Origin of the sequence: Actinophytocola sp., assembly GCF_036002505.1 — a bacterium.
GTDB lineage: Bacteria > Actinomycetota > Actinomycetes > Mycobacteriales > Pseudonocardiaceae > DASYTH01.
This window is the reverse complement of the sequence record NZ_DASYTH010000292.1, coordinates 44,902-64,033: the sequence shown is the minus strand read 5'-3', so window position 1 is coordinate 64,033 and position 19,132 is coordinate 44,902. Positions and strand designations below refer to the sequence as shown.

General features: G+C 69.2%; 10 protein-coding genes and 1 pseudogene. 8 read left to right on the top strand and 3 right to left on the bottom strand.

Annotation, left to right across the window (positions count from 1 at the left end):
- The 5 genes from VGR06_RS25490 to VGR06_RS25470 all read left to right on the top strand — a co-directional run.
- On the top strand, positions 1-1,699 hold a 1,699-nt coding region (locus VGR06_RS25490), incomplete at its 5' end, for a discoidin domain-containing protein (protein ID WP_327561649.1).
- A 12-nt stretch (positions 1,700-1,711) separates the two neighbouring features.
- Positions 1,712-3,094 carry a glycoside hydrolase family 43 protein gene (locus tag VGR06_RS25485; protein ID WP_327561648.1) on the top strand — a complete coding sequence of 461 codons (1,383 nt, stop codon included), beginning with the start codon at positions 1,712-1,714 and terminating at the stop codon, positions 3,092-3,094.
- A 549-nt stretch (positions 3,095-3,643) separates the two neighbouring features.
- Positions 3,644-3,925, top strand: coding sequence for a hypothetical protein (locus VGR06_RS25480; protein WP_327561647.1), 282 nt, complete (start codon positions 3,644-3,646; stop codon positions 3,923-3,925).
- A 357-nt stretch (positions 3,926-4,282) separates the two neighbouring features.
- Positions 4,283-5,128 (top strand): helix-turn-helix transcriptional regulator, encoded by an 846-nt coding sequence (locus tag VGR06_RS25475; protein WP_327561646.1) that lies wholly within the window; start codon positions 4,283-4,285, stop codon positions 5,126-5,128.
- 17 nt (positions 5,129-5,145) lie between these two features.
- Positions 5,146-5,343, top strand: a complete 198-nt coding sequence (locus VGR06_RS25470) for a DUF397 domain-containing protein (protein ID WP_327561645.1) — start codon at positions 5,146-5,148, stop codon at positions 5,341-5,343.
- A gap of 81 nt (positions 5,344-5,424) precedes the next feature.
- Here VGR06_RS25470 and VGR06_RS25465 read toward each other — a convergent pair whose 3' ends face one another.
- Both VGR06_RS25465 and VGR06_RS25460 read right to left on the bottom strand, forming a co-directional pair.
- Positions 5,425-10,926 (bottom strand): AAA domain-containing protein, encoded by a 5,502-nt coding sequence (locus VGR06_RS25465; protein WP_327561644.1) that lies wholly within the window; start codon positions 10,924-10,926, stop codon positions 5,425-5,427.
- A gap of 218 nt (positions 10,927-11,144) precedes the next feature.
- Entirely contained in the window at positions 11,145-13,910 is a 2,766-nt protein-coding gene (locus VGR06_RS25460; RefSeq protein WP_327561643.1) for an RICIN domain-containing protein, read from the bottom strand.
- Positions 13,911-13,999: 89 nt separating this feature from the next.
- On the opposite strand from VGR06_RS25460, the pseudogene VGR06_RS44030 reads away from it, so the two are divergent.
- The 3 genes and pseudogenes from VGR06_RS44030 to VGR06_RS25450 form a co-directional block, all read left to right on the top strand.
- Positions 14,000-15,571, top strand: a pseudogene (locus VGR06_RS44030) (glycoside hydrolase family 127 protein); the annotation flags it as partial.
- Positions 15,572-15,845: 274 nt separating this feature from the next.
- Entirely contained in the window at positions 15,846-16,526 is a 681-nt protein-coding gene (locus tag VGR06_RS44025) for a LamG domain-containing protein (protein WP_414637330.1), read from the top strand.
- An 11-nt stretch (positions 16,527-16,537) separates the two neighbouring features.
- On the top strand, positions 16,538-18,166 hold the full coding sequence (locus tag VGR06_RS25450) for an NPCBM/NEW2 domain-containing protein (protein ID WP_327561641.1): 1,629 nt from the start codon (positions 16,538-16,540) through the stop codon (positions 18,164-18,166).
- 57 nt (positions 18,167-18,223) lie between these two features.
- On the opposite strand, the gene VGR06_RS25445 is transcribed toward VGR06_RS25450, so the two are convergent.
- On the bottom strand, positions 18,224-19,084 hold the full coding sequence (locus tag VGR06_RS25445) for a U32 family peptidase (RefSeq protein ID WP_327561640.1): 861 nt from the start codon (positions 19,082-19,084) through the stop codon (positions 18,224-18,226).
- Positions 19,085-19,132 lie beyond the last annotated feature (48 nt).

The following is a 19,132-nucleotide window of genomic DNA, read 5'->3' as shown; positions in this document are numbered from 1 at the left end:
CCTCAAGTACCGCAACGTGGATCTGAGCGTCGTCTGGGACGACCCGGCGGACGGCGTCGCCCACTACCCGGGCGTGCCGGAGGGTTACTCGGCCTTCGTCAACGGGCAGCGGGTCTTCACCGTCGACCGGCTCACCCATCTTGTCTGGGATCCGAACAAGGGCGAGCTGACCTTCCCCGGTCAGAGCACCGGTCCGGTGCGCACCGACAAGGTCAACAACATGCGTGCGCCCGGCCAGGTCTGGCTCGGCGAGGCCCGGATCGTCGACATGTTCGCCAAGGCCGGCGCGGACCTCACCACCAACGCCGCTGCGGCCAACATGGCGCAGGGCACCGCCACGTCGGCGTCGTTCACCGAGCCGGGATCGAGCACGGCCGGTGCGGTGGACGGGACCACGATCAACGAGCCGTACTGGAGCAGCCGCGGCTCGCCCAACGCCGAGGACACCTACGAGATCGACTTCGGTCCGCCGGCGAAGCGGTTCGACACCGTCAAGCTGTACTTCTACCGGGACCGGACCACCAATGGGCTGGCCGAGCCGGAGCGGTACCGGCTGCAGTACCAGAACGGCAACCGCTGGGTCGACGTGCCGAGGCAGTTCAAGTCACCGGCGATTCCGCGGGCCAACTACAACGAGGTGCGGTTCCCGGAGGTCACGGCGCGAAAGCTGCGGGTGGTGCTGACCCATCAGGCCGGCCACCGCACCGGGCTCAAGGAGTTCGAGGTGTTCCACACCGGCGTGGTCGCGCCGCGGCCGGCCAACGTGGCGCCCTACGTGCTGGCCAAGCAGGACCTGTCGTTCCGCCGGCCGGCGAAGGCCAGGCTCGTCGGCGTGGTCAAGGATGACAGCCTGCCGGGCAACGCGCTCAGCGCGGGATGGTCCCAGGTGGACGGTCCGGGCACGGCGATCTTCGCCGACCCCGTGGCCGCGTCGACCATCGCCACGTTCACCGAGCCCGGCGACTACACCTTGCGCCTGACCGCATCCGACGGCGCGGCAACGAGCTCGTCGCTGGTGACGGTCACCGCGACGGCCATCCCCGACGTGATCAACGCGTCGGTGGACGCGACCCCGTCGGCGTCGTACACCTCGCCGTGGGAGAGCGTCGGGGCGATCAACGACGGCATCGACCCGCCGACCTCCAACGACGGCGTGAACCGCCGCTGGGGCACCTGGCCCAACGAGGGCGAGCAGTGGGTCGAGCTGGACTGGACCAACCCGGTCCGGGTGAACGCCTCCGACCTGTACTTCTTCGACGACAACGGGGGAGTGCGGGCGCCGGCGTCCTGGCGGATCCAGTACTGGGACGGCACCGCGTTCGTCGACGTGGCCAACCCCAGCGGGTACGGCACCGCGATCAACCAGTACAACCGCACCACGTTCGGCAGCGTGACCACCACCCGCCTGCGCGCGGTGCTGCAGAGTGGGCTCGCGTCGGTCGGTGTGCTGGAGTGGAAGCTCTACGCCGAGAAGCCGGCCAGCGTGGAACCGGTTCATGTGGACACTCCGGTCGGGACGATACCCACGCTGCCCGCCACGGCGACCAAGGTGTACGCCGACGGATCCCGGCTCGACGCCCCGGTCGTCTGGGAGCCGATCACCAAGGACCAGGTCGCCGTACCCGGCACGTTCACCCGGATCGGCATCGTCGACGGCACCGCGCTGCGGGCCACCGCCACCATCACCGTCGTGTCCTGAAAGGCGACAGCCGTGAGACGACACTGGCCCGCGGCGCTGGCCGCGATCATGCTGGCACTGACCGTGATCACGCCGGCGTCCGCGGTGAACCCGATCATCACCAGCATCTACACCGCCGACCCGGCGGCGCTGGTGGTCGGCAACACGCTCTACCTCTACACCGGGCACGACGAGGCGCCGCCGGGTGGCACGGACTTCGTCATGCGGGACTGGATGGTGCTCTCCTCCACCGACGCCACCAACTGGACCAACAACGGTCCGCGGCTGAGCCTGGCGAACTTCCCGTGGGCGCAGGCGAACGCGTGGGCCGGTGAGGTGGAACCCCGTAACGGCCACTACTACTGGTACGTCCCGGTGGACGGCCGCGGTCCGGGTTGGATGAACATCGGCGTGGCGGTCGGCGACAGTCCACTCGGGCCGTTCCACGACGCCATCGGTGGCCCGCTGATCAGCGACAGCACGCCGAACTCCTCGCCGCTGAACATCGACCCCACGGTGTTCGTCGACGACGACGGACAGGCCTATCTGTACTGGGGCTCGTTCTGGGGCGTGCGGGCCGCCCGGCTCAACCCGGACATGATCTCGTTGAACGGCCCGGTGGTCACGCCGCAGGGTGTCACGAACTTCTGGGAAGCGCCCTGGATGTTCAAGCGCAACGGGATCTACTACCTGGCCTACGCGGCGAACGACTCCGGCTGCGTGAGCTCGTCCAGCTTCGCCTGCATCCGTTACGCCACCGCGTCCAACCCGATGGGCCCGTGGACGCACCGCGGCGTGGTGCTGGACCAGGTCAGCTCCACCACGAACCACCCGGCCATCATCGAGTTCAACGGCCAGTGGTACATGGTCTACCACACCGCGGATGCCCCGGGCGGCGGGAACTTCCGCCGTTCCGTCGCCGTGGACAAGCTGTTCTTCAACGCCGACGGCACCATGCAGAAGGTGGTCCAGACCCGTGGCGGTACCGGCGGCAACCTCGCGCTGAGCGCCACCCCGTCGACGTCCTTCGTCTCCTCCTGGGAGAACCTCGCCGCGGTCAACGACGGCTTCACTCCGACGAGCTCCGCGGACCGCGCGCATCCGGTCTATGGCAACTGGCCCCAGCAGGGCACGCAGTGGGTGGAGTACCGGTGGGCCAACCCGGTCACGCTGACCCGGTCCGCCGTCTACTGGTTCGACGACAACCAGGGAATCGACCTGCCGGCCTCCTGCCAGCTCCAGTTCTGGAACGGGAGCGCCTACGTCGCCGTGCCGGGCCAGTCGACCTGCGGGGTCGCCCCGAACACGTTCAACACCATCACGTTCCCCGCCCTGACGACGACCAGGTTACGGCTCAACATCACGTCCAGATCGGGGTTCTCCACCGGCGTGCTGGAGTGGCAGGCACTGGTCTGAACCAGTGGCGTGTCACGCAACGTTGGGTAGGTAGTCCGGCCCTGGGTGAACGAGATCGTCTACGTGAACGCGCATCCTGGCTACGCCAGGCCGTAATACGCCTACGCAGACGCGTGACACCCCGAAGGGCCGCAGGCATCCCGGGCGTGTCCCGCGTTCACGTAGCCGTGTTACGCGTTCAGGTAGCTATGTTCTGTATCTGCGTAGTTATCCGGCACGATTACCACGCCAACCTCGTGTGGCGTGGCACTCCGCGGCGCTCCACGATCAGATCCAGGCCGTGCTCAGCCGCCAGTTCGCCAAGTGGATGAACGTCCTCGTGGAGAACGGCCAAGGCTGGGAACGCTTCCCCTACACCACCATCCCGGTCAAGATCGTCGGCTGGGTTGTCCGCAACCGCAGTACTCTACAATGGACGGGCAACTCCGTTGACATCTCCGTCAACAACATCCGGGAAAATGCCCCCAGTGCTCGGAAGACTGCGGCCGCTTCTTCCACCAGGACGCCAACTACTCCCGCTGCCCCGGCGGCGCCGCCCGCCACTACGACATGTCACTGTGGCTCACCGCCGGATTCCGCGGCGGCGCCGGCGGCGACTGGGGCCAACGCATGGCCAGCGAATACTTCACCGGCGCGGTAAACAACAACGACATCACCATCTACCTACACGAAGTCGGCCACACCTTCGGCCTCGACGACTTCTACGACTGGACCCCCACCGGCCAATGCTGCTTCATCATGAAAGCCGGCAGCTCCCCCGTCATCACCACCTTCGACGCCTGGATGCTCCGCGACTGGTGGCGCCACCTCAAGAGCCGCTACGGCTTGTAGTTCCTAGTTTCATGAATGCGACGAAGGCGTCCTTTGTCGCGCCCAGCGTGACGAAGGCGTCCTTTGTCACACTCCGCGGATGATCCACTACGCGGCTCCAGTCGCCGATCAGTTCGGCGCGATATCCCAGCGGAGTGTCCATCGAGAGGAAGTCCTCGAGCAGGTAGTCGGCGCCTGACCCCGGGGACCGGTTTGACGCAGATAGTGTCACGGCCCGATCGTTCCGTTTGCGCCTGCGGCATGACCATCGCACGATCGAGTGTCGTTGCTCGTCATCGGCTGCGCGTGGAAATCCCGGCAGTGGGATTCTCGAATGCGATCATGTGCGAACCCACGGTAAGCGATCGGGAGTGTTCCGTGATCACACAGCAGAAGCCGCCTCTCCTGCGGCGCCGGCTCGGCAGCCGGCTCCGATCCATGCGCGAGCAGGCCAGGCTGAGCATGAACGAGGCCGCCGCACGGCTGGACATGAGCCGCAGCGCCTTGTGGCGCGTCGAAACCGGCGAAAGCCGCATGGACGTGCACCTGGCCCGTTCGATGATGGATGTCTACGACATCTACGAGGAGGGTCTCCTCGACCAGGTCCGCGAGGCGCTCAGACCACAGTGGTTCCGCCACTACCGCCCGGAGGACATGGGTTATGTCGACCTCGAGACCGAAGCCTGCGCCGTGTGCGAGTTCGCCGTGCTGAACTTGCCCGGCCTGCTCCAGACCGAGGCCTACATGCGCGAGCTCTTCACGATGAGCACGGTGCGGCGCACCCAGCAGGAGCTCGACAACCAGGTCGAGGTCCGGCTGATCCGCCGGCAGCGCCTGACCAGCGACGAGGACCCCCTCGAACTGGTCGCGGTCATCGACGAGTCGGCGCTGCGCCGCGAGGTCGGCGGCCCGGACGTGATGCGCACCCAACTGTGCCATCTGGTCGAAGCGGCGGACCAGCCGGCGGTCACCGTGCAGGTACTCCCGCTTCGCGGCGGCCCGCACCTCACGGTCGACGGCGCGTTCATCCTGCTGTCCTTCCCGGAGCCGGACGAGCCGGACATGCAGTACGTCTCCTACTCCACCGGGTCCCTGCACATTGATGACCAGGGCGAGGTGGCGGCGGCTAAACTGACGTTCGATCGCCTCCGCTCGGAGGCACTGAGCCCGGCCGACTCGCTCGCCTTGATCAAGCAGGTGGGCGCCGAGCTTTACGGCACGTAGACGGGAGGGCCACGCGAATGTGTACCGGAGACCTTTCCGGCCTGGCGTGGCGCAAGAGCAGCCGCAGCGGCGGCGGCAACAACGATGCCTGTGTCGAGGTCGCCCTGGCTGGTCCAGCGATGGCCGTCCGTGACTCCAAGAGTCCGGCCACCGGCACGCTCGCTTTCCCCACGCCCGGCTGGTCTGCCTTCGTCGGCACCGTGGCCAGGGCGTGAGATCTCAGGTGGGGAGTGCCATGAAGGTGACCTTCAGGGCGCTCAACGTCCCCAAGGGCCCCTTCATGGCATTGGTTCTGCTCACTCGCCCCGAGTCAGCGGCAGGACGGCGGCGAGGCGGTCGATGATGGTGATGGTGAGGCGGCGCAGGCCAAGCAGGTCGAGGGTGGCGCGGTAGAGGGTTTCCTCGCTGTCCCAGCCGTGGTGGCGGGCGACGAGGGTGATCATGGTGGCGAGCTCGCGGGGTGGTATGTGCTCGAAGGGGCGCGGGCCGAGGAGGCGGGGCCGGACCGCGGGCTGGTCGGGGAGGCGGTAGGTGCGGGGTTTGACGCCGGGCTCGCTCAATGGGTTGTCCTCGACGAGGAGTCCATAGTGGACGGCCGTGGTGATGGCGGAGTTGAGGGCGTTGGCGATCAGCCGGCCGCGCCACGGATCCTGGGAGGCCTGGACGTAGGCGTTGTGCAGGCGATGGCCGACGACCGGGCCCTCGACGGCGGCGATGGCGACCAGGCCGTCCACCAGCTGCCGAGTGGTCGCGTGCAGGACCGGGGGCAGCGTGCCGCTGTACTCCTCGTACGGCGCGAGCGATCCGGTCGCCGGCGAGAAAACGGTCACCGGCCGGACCACGGAGGAGGTCGGTGTCGTGGTGCCCGCGGAAGTCGGGCCGATTCCCGGTACCGCCCGGCCCGGCCCGAGCTCCGGCTCGCCGTTCCCGGCCGAGGTGATCATCGGATCCGCCGGGGCACGCACGCGTTCGGCGGTGGCGAACACCGGTTCGTCGGCGAAGGCGGTCGCCGATTCCGCGGGCAGGGTGGTCTGATCGGGCCCGACCAGGGCGCCGCCCGGCTCGGCAGGATTGGCCGGGATGGCGGTCCGCTCGGCCGCGCCCGCAACGGTGTCACTTGGCGCGGTTGTCGGTGCGGGGGGGAGGGCGGTCCGCTGGGCGGCGCCGGCGATGGTGTCGCTGTGGGCGGCGGCCGGTTCGGTGGGGACGGGGAGGGCGATGCGTTCGGCCGCGCCGTCTACAGCGTCGGCCGGGGCCGCCGATTCGGTGGGCGCCGGCGTGGTGAGTGCCGGTTCGGTGGCGGGAGCGGTCAGCGGTTGGGACCGGATGGCCGCCGGCTCCGGATCGGGCGGGATCGCCGGTATGTCCTCCGTGGACAGATGGTCGAGCGGGTGGATGTCGAGCTCGGCGAGGGTGGCGAGGAGGTCGTCGAGGACCGCGGGCTGGTCGATGTAGAAGGCCGACTCGCGGATGCGGAAGAACTGCCAGCCGCAGCGCTCGAGGTCGCGCTGGCGGGCGAGTTCCCGTTCGTAGGCTTCGGGTCCCTGCCAGGTGTCGCCGTCGCACTCGATGGCCAGGCGGGACCGGGCGCCGACGACGACCAGGTCGAGGTGGTGGCCGGCGACCGGATACTGGGGGATCACGGTGTAGCCGTGGGAGATGAGGCGGTTCGCCAGGCGCTGCTCGAACAGCGACCGGAACGGTTCGACGAGGTGGTCTTCGGGCACCGGCCCGGGCAGGCCGCGGTCGTCACCGGCGCCGCGGCCGCTGATCACCGAGGAGCAGTGGTCGAGGAGCTGGAAGCGCATGTCCTCGGGGTTGCGCAGGTCGGTGAGCGCGATGGAGTGGAACAGCCACATCTGGTCTTTCGCGCGGGAGGCCGCGACGTTGTACCGCTGCACGAACAGGTCGCGGGTCAGTGCCGCGGTGTGCTCGCTCGGGGTGGCCACCATGGACAGGAACATCACGTCCCGCTCGGCGCCCTGGAAGTCGGCCGAGTCGCCGCACTGCAGCCGCCGCGCCGCCCAGTCCTCCGGCGCGATGCGCTCCAGCAGCTTCCGGGCGATGGCCTTGGCCTGGGCCGGGCCGAGCAACGAGATCACGCCGAAGGTGAGCCCGTCGTAGCGGGGATCGGCGATGCACTTCTCGATCGCGTCGACGACCGCGTCCACCTCCACCGGGTTGATCTTGGTGGCGGACCCGGTCTGGTAGCCGTCCGGCAGGTGCACGGTCACGATCGGCTCGAGCCGGTCGGCACCGTACTGGCGCACCGGGACGAGCCGGATTCCGTCGGGCTCGTAGGCGATCCGGTTGGAGAAGGCGATGATCTCCGGCACGCACCGGCGGTGCTCGGTGAGCGTGAGCAGCCCGTGGTAGCGCATCTTGGCCTCGTCGAAGAGGCTGCGCTGCGGGTCCTGCCAGGACGACCGGTACGGGTCGTCGGCCAGGTACTGCCCGGCCAGGTCGCGCAACTGCTGCTGCTCGATGCCCACGGCGGAGGGGGAGACCTGCTTGTCGTCGCCGATGACCACCATCTTCGGCGCCAAATACTGCAGGAACGTGGCCTCCAGGCCGGCCTGCGACGCCTCGTCCACGATGACCACGTCGAACATGTTCGGGTGGATCTGCAGCTGCTCGGCGATCCGGTAGATCGGCATGATCCACACCGGGACGGCCGGCCGGCAGCGGTCCATGGCCTGGCGGATCTCGGCCCGGCGCTGCCCGGCGTACCGGCCGGTTCCCTTACCCAGCCGGCGAACCAGGTACGCGTAGTGCTCGAGGTTGGCGCGTGCCTGCCCGGTCAGCCGGTCCGGGGAGACCGCGTGACCCCACGCGCGGGTTGCGGACAGCGTCTCCACCTTGCGCCGGATCCGCTCCTCGGTGAGCCCGATCTCGGCCTGCAGCGCGTTGACGTCCGCCACGCCCTGCTCGACCACCCAGGCACCGGTCGACGCCCACGCCCAGGCGTGCTCGAACGCGGCAAGCCGATCCGTCCACTGTGGATCGGCAGCGGTCCGCTCGATCGCCTCCCGGAGGTTCCGGGCCGAAGTGGACAGCCGGGCGCCGAGCTCGTCGCGCCGCACGGCGAGCTGGCGGACCCCGCCGAGGCGCTCGACCCGGCGTAACGCCGCGGCGTAGGCGTCGTGGTCCCGCTCGCGGACTGCGGCCAGCAGGTTGTGCACGCACGGAGCCGCGTCGTCCCAGCGGGCGGCGTCGATCAGGGTCTCTTCGAGCTGCCGCAACGGTTCCGCCGCGGCCTTCGACGCGTCCGTGGCGGCCGCCGCGTCGACCAGGTCGGCGTAGGTGCGCACGGCGTCCAGGTCCGTCCAGTCCGGACGGGGGAGGCGCAGCTCGGCCAGCCAGCGCTGCTCGGTGTCCAGCGCCGCACCGAGCTTCAGCACCCGGTGCAGCGCGTCCAGCTCGGTGATGTGCCACTGCAGGCGCTCGTTCAGAGTGTCCTCAGTGGACACTTGGGCGCTGTCCGGCCAGGAGCGGTCGAGGGCGGCCAGGGTCTTGCTGGCCTCGGCCCAGGTGAGGAACGCGCCGACCTGCCCGGCGGTGGTGGGCGGCAGCCCGTCCACCCGCACCCGGTCGAACAGCGGTTGGGCCTGCTTGACCGGTTTCGGTGCCAGCGCGCCGATCTTCGGGGTGCCATCGGGTGCGGTCTTCAGCGATCCGCCGCCGCTCAGGTGCGCGTAGAGGCCGTGCGCGAGCGGGACGAGCGGGCTCGCGTTGCCGTCGCTGACCTCGACCTCGGTGAGCGGGCCGAGCTGGGCGACCGGCCCGCCGGCCCGCCCGATCAGCTCGGCGATCTGCCCGGCGCGGGACTGCCAGACGCGGGCGCGGCCGGCCCGGACGTCGGCCAGCGCCTCGTCCATCCACGCCTCGCGGCGGTGGGTGAGCTCGTCGGCCTCGTCGGTCAGCCGGTGGATGCGGCGCTGCAGCTCGTCCCGGGTCTCCGGCTCGAGTTGTCGAATCGCTTCGAAGGCGGGGTGGCTGCGCAGCGCCTCGTGCGCGGCCGCCCGGCCGGCCTCCAGCTGCTCGGCGGCCACCAGGTCGGCGAACGCCTCGGGGTTCGGCACGCCGGCCGGGTCGATCAGCCGCTGCCGCGACTCCGGCTCGTCCGCGGCGAGGTCGGCGTCGAGCAGGTGGCCGTGCCATTCGGTGATCTCGGCGTCGGTGAGCGGCGCCGTGCTGCCCGAGCCGACGGCGGCGTGCTCGCGCAGCCAGGCGAAGCGGTCCGCCTCGCTCCGGTGCCGCACGGCGATCGCGGCCAGGGTGCCGCGGTAGCCGGCGTGCTCGTGCGTGCGCACCTCCTGCTCGCGGGCCTCGGCCAGCTCCCGGTGCAGCTCGGCCCGTCTCAGTCGAAGCGCTTCGACAGTCTCGAGGCACTCGTCGATGGTGGCCTGCGCCGCCTCCGGGTCGTGCTCGGTCGCGGCCGCCGCGATCCGCTCCACCGCAACCTTCAGGTCGGACATGTCCTCCCGCGAGGTGCCCACCACCGCGACGGACAGCGGCTTGATCGCGGCCGGCAGCTTGTCCCGGACCTCCCGCAGCGCCCGGTCGGTGTGCGCGGTGACCAGGGCCCGCTTGCCCTGCGCGAGCAGGTGCGAGAGCAACGCCGCCGCGGTGTGCGTCTTGCCGGTTCCCGGCGGCCCCTGCACCAGCGTCTGCGCCCGCGTGTCGACCTGCCGGAGGATGCGCAGCTGCACGTCGTTGACCGGCAGCGGCAGCACGGCGTCGTCGTCCACCATGACCAGCGCGCCCTCGGCCGGCTCCGGCTCCACCTCCGGCCGGTGGTCCGGGTCGACGAGGGTGAGCACCCCGTCCGGCACCGTGCCGTTCTCCGCGAGCTGGGCGACGATCGTCTGGAACGTCTCCACCAGCCCCCGCTGCGAGCGCCGGCGCATGATCACCGCCGGGGCGAACGCGGCCACCGCGACCGGACCGGGCTCCGGCGGCTCATCCTCGTCCCGGTACTCACCCGCGGCGTCCAGGGTGTGCACCAGCCGCCGCACCAGCGAGCCGATCTCCTTGCGCCGCAACGGATGCGTCTCGAGCTGCCGGGCCTGTGCGCGCACGTCGTTGACGTGCTGCGGGTTGCTGACCAGGCCCGGGTCCAGCATGTCCAGTTCCACGTCCGCCGGCTCGCCCGCCTCGACCGGGACGACCGTGAGCCGCCCACTGTCGTCGTCGAAGCGGATCGACACCGGCACCGTGATCAGGTGCCGCCGCACTTGTGGGTGGTTGGGCGGCGCCCACGCCAGGCACCCGACCCCCATCACCAGCTCGAGCTCCTCCGGGTTCCCGGACGCCGTCACATAAGCCGAGAACAACTCCCCGTACCGGGCCCGAATCGGCCGGTCCACCCGCTCCCGGTCCGCCCACGCCCGCCACCCCTCGAGCCACTCCAGGTAGCCGTCCCGGACGACTTCCGGCGCCGGCTGCTCGCCGAGCGTCTCGCGCAGCTCCGGCGGCTTCTCCGGATCGTCAACCGCCCCGGCCAGCCACGGCGCGAGCACGTCGTCCGGCTCCGGCGCCGCCAACCGCGGCACCCGGTCCACGCTGACCAGCGCGTCCTCGGCCTCCGCCTCCCCCCAGTGTGCCGCGCTCACCGCCGGATGCCGCGGCAGCTCCGCCAGCCACACCACCGCCCCGTCCCGCCGGTAACTCTCCACCGTCCGCGGCGGCTGATTCTTCAGCTGCTGAGCCCTCCCCAGGAACTCGAACAACCGCACCGCCCGATCCAGCATCGGTTCCCGAACGCCGACCTCCCCCTCGCGATCCACCTCACTCACGAACGCTCCTCCCGGACGGACACCCCACGAGTGTCCTCTCCCCTCGAATGCCTGAGAAACCCGGTTTACCTGTGGCGCTCGCGGCACGATCCCGCACCGGAATGCCACGACTCGCCGAGGCTGTTCGAGCCACCTCGGCGAGTCGTACGTTCCAGCACGTGAGTCGTACGGTCCGGCAACTGAGTCGTACGTTCCAGCACCGACGACTCAGGCCGCGGTCAGTTGTTGAGGGTGATCACCGCCTGGGTGGTGCCGGGGGTGATGGTGACGGTGCGGGTGCCGGCGTCGAAGGTGCCGCCGGTGACGCTGACCACGGAGGACGTGGCGAACACCGGGAGCTGGACGAGGACCGCGCCGCCGGGGAGGGTTCCGCTGAGGTTGACCGTGATCACGCGGCCGGTGCCGGGGCGGGTGACGGCGAGCGAGACCCCGTAGGTGGAGCGGGAGCCGGAGTCGATGTTCGTCGACGAGGTCAGGTTGTTGACCGCGATGGTCTGGCCGGGGGCGATCCAGGTGTTGGGGATGCCGCGGCCGATGTAGAGCGGGCGGGTGTAGGTGAACGGGCCGGTGCCCGACGCCGCCAATCCTTCGGCGGCGATGGCGCGGACCAGGGCGAGTTGCTGGTGGGCGATCGGCCAGGCGTAGGGGACCGCGCCGAACTGCGGGCCCGCGTGGCTGCCGGCCCAGATGTTCGCCGAGGACGGCCCGCTGCCGTTGGCCTCCCACCATGCGTTCGGTCCGCCGGTGGTGTTCTGGATCTGCCAGGCGTAACTGGTGATCGCCAGGTCGCGGAACGCGGTGCCGTACAGGCCGCCCTCCGAGTACGCCGTGTTGTACGCGGTGGAGAACCCGGAGAACGCGCCGAACGACGGGAACGGAACCCGCCCGGCCAGCCGGTCGAAGCCCCACTGGTACATCCGGTCGAGCTGCCCGGGGTCACCGATGATCCCGGACATCGCGCCGCCCATCAGCATCACGTCCCACTGGTTCTGCCCGGACCATCCGGCCTGCGCCCAGTTCGCGTCGTTGAACGTGTTGCACCGGTTCGCCGAGTTCGGCCGGTTCACCTCGCACGGCAGGAAGTTGAAGCCGTTCGCCGACTGGTTCTGTCCGATGACCCGGTTCAACGCGTCGTGCAGGCTGATGTACGTCTGCTGCGCCCAGGTCGCCTCGGCGGTCTGCCCGATCCGGGTCGCGATGTACTTGTACGCGGACAGGGCGATCAGCGCCGAGTAGTTCGACAGGATCCACTTGCCGGTGGAGTCGTTGTCGAAGTTCGTGCGCAGGGTTCCGTCGGAGTCCAGCTGTGCCACCAGGTTCGTCCGCATCATGGTGCGCAGCGACGGTCCGAACTGGGTCTGGTTGTCGTTGAAGAACTGGGACACGAACGCGGTGTCGTTGGTCTTCTCCAGGTAGATCGCCCACGCCCACGGCGTCTTCCACACGCCGTCCCAGTACCAGTTGGCGCCGAACGACGGGAAGCCTTGGACCTCCGAGGTTCGCCCGTCCAGCAACAGGTTCCGCGCGTCGCTGAAGTCGCCGGTGGAGAACCGGGCCACCAGCTCGCCGGGGATGTCGTGGTTGAGCAGCCAGGCGTAGTTGTTCGCGGCGGAGAACGGCGCCTTGCCCACCTGCATCATCAGGTGGTACGCGGTGCCGGCCTTGTACGCGTTCACCAGCGCGGTGCCCGGGTTCGCCAGCCCTGTGTTGGGCAGTTGCAGGTTGGGCAGCGACAACTGGGCGGTCGCGTTGATCCGACCGTTCCAGAACGCCGCCATCTGGCCGAAAGCGGTGTCGTAACTCGGCGCGGCCGAGGCCAGCGTCGCGGTCGACGGGTAGGCGGCGTTGGTGCCGAACCGGTCGATCGCTGACACGAAGTCATGTGTGCGGGTGGTCCCGGCGGGGACGCTGTCGTTCACCGCGGTCTGCCGGACCAGGTTCGGCCCGGAGGCGTTCGGCGGCACGGTGGCCGTGGCGGTTCCGTTGTTGGTGACCGTGATCCGGGTGTGTGCGAGCACGAACGGGGTGCCGTTGATCACCGCCCGGTTGGCGAAGTTCGTGATCGAGATGGCGACGTTGTTGCGGGTGAACGAGGTGCGCAGAGCCGGCAGGTAACCCGAGTCCTGCGTCCACTGGATGGACTGGGCCGGCGGCGCCTGCCCGGCGGCGAGCCCGAAGGTGAACACGCCGAAGGAGTACATGGCGCCGCAGAAGCTCGTGCCACCGGCGGTGAACGTGGTGGGCACGCCACGGGCGAAGTAGGACCCGGAGAGGTAGGAGAAGGCCGGGTAGAAGTTGCCCTGCCAGCCGATCGCGGACTGGTTGAAGAAACCGAATGCGAACGGGTCGCGCGGGGTCGGGAAGTTCGTGCCGAAGCTGCGCGGCAGGCTGGAGTTGTTGCACGCGTTGGTCGGCATGGTCGGCACCGGCTCGAACCCGCCCGGCGGAGCGTCGGCGGTGAAGTTCGGCAGCCGCCACACCCGGTCGGTCGCGCTGGAGCAGGGCAGCTGCACGAGCTGCGCGCCATTGGTGGCGGGGACGCTGACCGTGACGCACTTGTTGCTGTGCACGGCCTGCAGGTTGAAGGTCTTGTCGGTGCCGGAGATCGCGACCGAGACGAGCCGGAACTGCTGGCTGGTCGCGCCATTGCAGGCGATCTGGATGACCGCGGCGTTGTCGGCCGTGGAACCGCCGGTCACGCCCGCGCACTTCCCGGCGCTGAACGTGCCGACCGTGTACACGTTGGTGGTCCCGGTGACCGGGGTGAACGTGAACGACTGGTTCGTCCCACCGTGGCAGTTCCACTGGATGAGGTTGACGTTGTCGCCGGTCTGCGCGCCGAACACGTCCAGGCAGCGCCCGCCGTTCTGGACGACGGCTGTGGAGGTGAACGTGACCGCGGCCTGCGCCGGGTTGCTTGCTTGAACCACGGTTGCCAGAACCATGGTCAGGGCGGCAAGCAGGGAGAAAATGCGTCTTTGCATCTTTCACCGTCCTGGAAATGTTTCCGGTTGGAGGAAATGTTTCCGGTCACCGTTGTAGTTGAACAATCACCGCTTGCACTCTACCGTCAATGTGCGGAATCCAGAACAATGTTCGACATATCGAACTCAAGGGGGCGACGATGCCCGAATTCACCCGCAGAACCCTCATCCAACTTGCCGGCGTCACCGTGGCCGGCTCCGCCCTACCCCTCGCCGTGCCATCCACCGCGGCCGCCGTGCGCCCGGACATCGGCGTGTCGGTGTTCCCGTTCCCGCTGACCCAGGTGTCCCTTCTGGACAGCCCGTTCCGGGCGAACATGACAAGAACGCTGAGCTACTTGTCCTTTGTGGACGCTGATCGGCTGCTGCACACGTTCCGGCTGAACTACGGCCTATCCTCGACCGCGCAACCGGTCGGCGGCTGGGACGCGCCGGACGTCGAGCTGCGCGGTCACTCCACCGGCCACCTGCTCACCGGGCTCGCCCAGGCCTTCGCCAACACCGGCGACGCGCAGTACAAGACCAAGGGCGACTACATCGTCGGCGTGCTCGCCACCTGCCAGGCCCGGGCGAACACCGCCGGCTTCAACACCGGCTTCCTGTCCGCCTGGCCGGAAAGCATGATCGACCGGGTCGAGGCCGGAACATCGGTGTGGGCGCCGTACTACACCCTGCACAAGATCATGGCTGGCCTGCTCGACATGCACCTGATGGCCGGCAACGCCCAGGCGCTCGACGTGCTCACCCGAATGGCCGCGTGGGTCAAGTTCCGCACCGACCGGCTGTCCGCCACCCAGATCCAGACCATGCTGCGCACCGAGTTCGGCGGCATGAACGAGGTGCTGACCAACCTCTACGCGGTAACGTCGAACGCCGACCACCTCACCATCGCGCGGCGGTTCGACCACGCCCAGATCTTCGACCCGCTGGCCGCCAACCAGGACCGGCTCGCCGGCTTCCACGCCAACACCCAGATCCCGAAGATCATCGGCGCGATCCGCGAGTACCACCAGACCGGCACGGACCGGTACCGCACGATCGCGGTGAACTTCTTCGACATCGTGATCGGCCACCACACCTACGCGATCGGCGGCAACAGCAACGGCGAGTTCTTCCAGCAGCCCGACGCGATCGCCAGCCAGCTCTCCGACAACACCTGCGAGACCTGCAACACCTACAACATGCTCAAGCTCGCCCGGCAGCTCTTCTTCACCAACCCGACCCGAGTGGACTACCTGGACTACTACGAGCGCGGGCTGTACAACCAGATCCTCGGGCAGCAGAACCCCAACTCCAGCCACGGTTTCGTGGCCTACTACCAGCCGCTGCGGCCCGGCGGGATCAAGACCTACAGCAACGACTACAACAACTTCACCTGCGACCACGGCACCGGGATGGAGAGCCACACCAAGTTCGCCGACAGCATCTACTTCTTCGCCGGCGAGACGCTCTACGTCAACCTGCTCATCCCGTCCGTGCTGAACTGGTCCGGCCGTGGCATCACGGTCCGCCAGGACAGCGCTTTCCCGGACACGCCGAGCACCCGGCTGACCGTCACCGGCTCCGGCCACATCGCACTCAAGATCCGGATCCCGTCCTGGGCGCGGCAGGGCACCACGGTTCGGCTCAACGGCGCGGTGCAGAACGTCACCGTCACCCCAAACACGTTCCTCACCCTGGACCGCAACTGGGTCTCCGGCGACACCGTCGAGGTCGCCTTCTCGCCGACCCTCTCCTTCGAGCCCACCCCGGACAACTCCGCCGTGCAGGCGGTCAAGTTCGGCGGAATCGTGCTGGCGGGCGAGTACGGCACCAACAACCTCGGCTCGATGCCGCGGCTGGACACGGCAACCGTGCGTCCCGACCCCGGCCGTGCCGCTGCGGTTCACCGCGACCGCGAGCACCGGCAACGTGTCGCTGATCCCCTTCTTCCGCATGCACGGCCAGCGCTACACGGTCTACTGGCAGACCAACAACGTTCCGCCGCCTCCGGTGTTCATCGCCGAATACCTATTCAACGAGACGTCCGGCACCAGCGCCGCGGACGCCACCGGCAACGGCCGCACCGCCACGCTCTCCGGTGGCACGTCCTGGGTGGCCGGCCGCAGCGGGGGAGCGGTCAGCCTCAACGGAACCGACGGCCACGTCCGGCTGCCGAACGGAATCCTGGCCGGGGTCAACGACTTCACCGCCGCCGGTTGGGTGCGGCTGGGTGCGGTCACCACCTGGTCCCGGATCTTCGACATCGGCAGCGGCACCGGCGCCTACCTGTTCCTCACCCCGCGCAGCAGCGCCGGCACCGCCCGGTTCGCCATCACCACCGGCGGCGCGGGCGCCGAGCAGCAGATCAACGGTCCGGCCGCGTTGCCCGCCAACACCTGGACCCATGTGGCGGTCACGCTCTCCGGCAACCTCGGCGTGCTCTACGTCAACGGAACCGAAGTCGCCCGCAACGCCAACATCACCGCGCGCCCGGGCTCGCTGGGCAGCACCGCCACGAACTACCTCGGTAGGTCGCAGTACTCGAACGACCCGTTCCTCAACGGCCAGTTGGACGACTTCCGGTTCTACAGCCGGATGCTGTCCGCGACCGAGGTCCGCACCATCGCCACCTAGGGAATGTCCACATGAGACACTTTGTCGCGCTGCTCGCCACCGTGCTGATGGCGAGCAGCGTCACCACGATTCTCACCATCACCGCACCGGCTCCGGCCCATGCCTGGGAGAACGGGCTGGCCCGCACCCCGCCGATGGGCTGGAACCAGTGGAACGCGTTCGGCTGCAACGTGACCGACGCGCTCGTCCGGGCGACGGCGGACCGGTTCGTCTCCGCCGGGCTCCGCGACGCCGGCTACACCTACGTCAACATCGACGACTGCTGGATGACCCGGAACCGGGACGCCGCCGGCAACCTGGTGGCCGACCCGGTCAAGTTCCCCAGCGGGATGAAGGCGGTCGCCGACTACGTGCACTCGAAGGGACTCAAGCTCGGCATCTACTCCAGCGCCGGAACCCTGACCTGCGCGGGCTTCCCGGCCAGCCTCAACCACGAGCAGCAGGACGCGAACCTGTGGGCGTCCTGGGGCATCGACTACCTGAAGTACGACAACTGCAACAACCAGGGCGTCGACGCGGTGACCCGGTACACGCGCATGCGCGACGCGATCATCGCCACCGGGCGGCCGATGGTGTACAGCATCACCGAGTGGGGCAGCACCGTGCCGCGGGTCTGGACCTGGGGCGAGCCGGTCGGCAACCTGTGGCGCACCACGGGTGACATCACCGACTCGTTCAGCTCGATGCTGTCGATCTACCGCGCCAACGTGGTCCTCGCGCAGTTCGCCGGCCCGGGTCACTGGAACGACCCGGACATGCTGGAGATCGGCAACGGCCGCATGACCGACACCGAGTACCGCAGCCACTTCACGCTCTGGTCGATGATGGCCGCACCGCTGATCATCGGCACCGACCTGCGCAACGCCAGCGCGGCGACATTGAACATCCTGGGCAACCGCGACGTGATCGCGGTCGACCAGGACACCCGCGGCGTGCAGGCCCGGGAGGTGCGCTCCGCGGGCGGGCAGCACGTGCTGTCCCGGCCACTGTCCAATGGGGACTTCGCGGTGGCGTTGTTCAACGACACCACGTCCGCGCAGACGATCACCACGATTCCCAGCGAGGCCGGGCTGCCGGCGTCGTCCTCCTACCGGCTGTTCGACCTGTGGTCCAAGGCGACGACCACGACCACCGGCACGATCAGCGCGTCGGTCCCGGCGCACGGCACAGTCGTGTTCCGGGTGACGCCGGGCACCCAGGGCGGGTCGACGTTCGTCAGCGACATGACCTGGCAGGCCTCGACCAACGGCTGGGGTCCGGCCGAGCGCGACCGGTCCAACGGCGAGCAGGCCGCCGGCGACGGCCGCACCCTGACCATTGCCGGTACCACCTACGGCAAGGGAATCGGCGCGCACGCGGCCGGCACGGTCGACGTGAACCTCGGCGGGCGGTGCTCGACGTTCATCGCGGACGTCGGTGTGGACGCGGAGGTCGGCACCAACGGCAGCGTGACGTTCTCCGTGCTGGGCGACGGAGTCACCCTGACCACCACCGGCGTGCTGCGCGGAGGCCAAGCGGCGCAACGGTTGTCGGTCAACGTCACCGGCCGCACGGTCCTCCGGCTCGCGGTCGGCAACGGCGGCGACAACATCAACTTCGACCACGCCGACTGGGGCAACGCCCAGGTCACCTGCACGTGAATGCGATGAAAGCGTCCTTCCTCGCGCTGAGCGTGAGGAAGGACGCTTTCATGGCCCCTAGGGCACCGGAAGGGCGAGCCCGGCCGCGCCGGGCGGGGAGCAGACCGCCGTGCTTCCCGACCGGGCCAGCAGGTCCAGCCCGAGCCGGGCGCGGCGCACCCGCTCCCGGGACAGCGCCACGGTGACCTCGTCCAGGTGGGTGCCGGACGGGTACACGTCGGGTGCGTTGCGCAGCCCGAACTTGATGTAGACCGGTGCGGCGATCTCCACCAGCCGCGGCAGTTCGTGGTGGCGCACGAACCCGCCGAGGTTGTCCGGCGACTCCACGTAGATGTCCAGCGGAAGGGCGCATACCGCCCTGATCTCGGCGATCTGCGCCAGGCTCAGGTCGGTGGGCAGGTTGATCGTGTTGGCGCCGAGCCCGGCGACGACCTCGGCGGTGGCGGGATTGGCCACCGGCAGCATCACCGAGACCTTGGCCTGCATCTCCGCCGGCAGGTCACCGGCGGTGCGGAGCCGGCCGAAGGTGGCCAGGACACCGAGGTCGGACACCAGCACGCTGCGCACCCCGAGATCGGCCGCTCTGCGGATCTCGTCGACCGCGGCGTCGTGCTGGTCCTTGCCCCAGGCACACGGGGCGAGGACGGCGCCGGCGGGGGAGCGGGCCATCGCCGACAGTCCCCATGCGGCCGGCGGCCGGGCGAACAGGCTCAGCTCGACGCCCTGGTCGGCGGCGATCTTCACCATCTCGCCGATCTCGGCGTCGGTCAGCAGCCCGACCCCGGTGCCCTGGGACACCCGGGTGACCGGCACATCCAGCCGATCCGCCTCCGTCAGTACTGCATCCAGGCACTTCGGACCCTCAACGCTGGGGATCTCGACCCGGTAGTGCGCGCCATCCCGGAAATGTTGCGCCACGGGGCCTCCCTCTCGGTTCGAAATATCGGATAGTGTTCGAAGCCGACA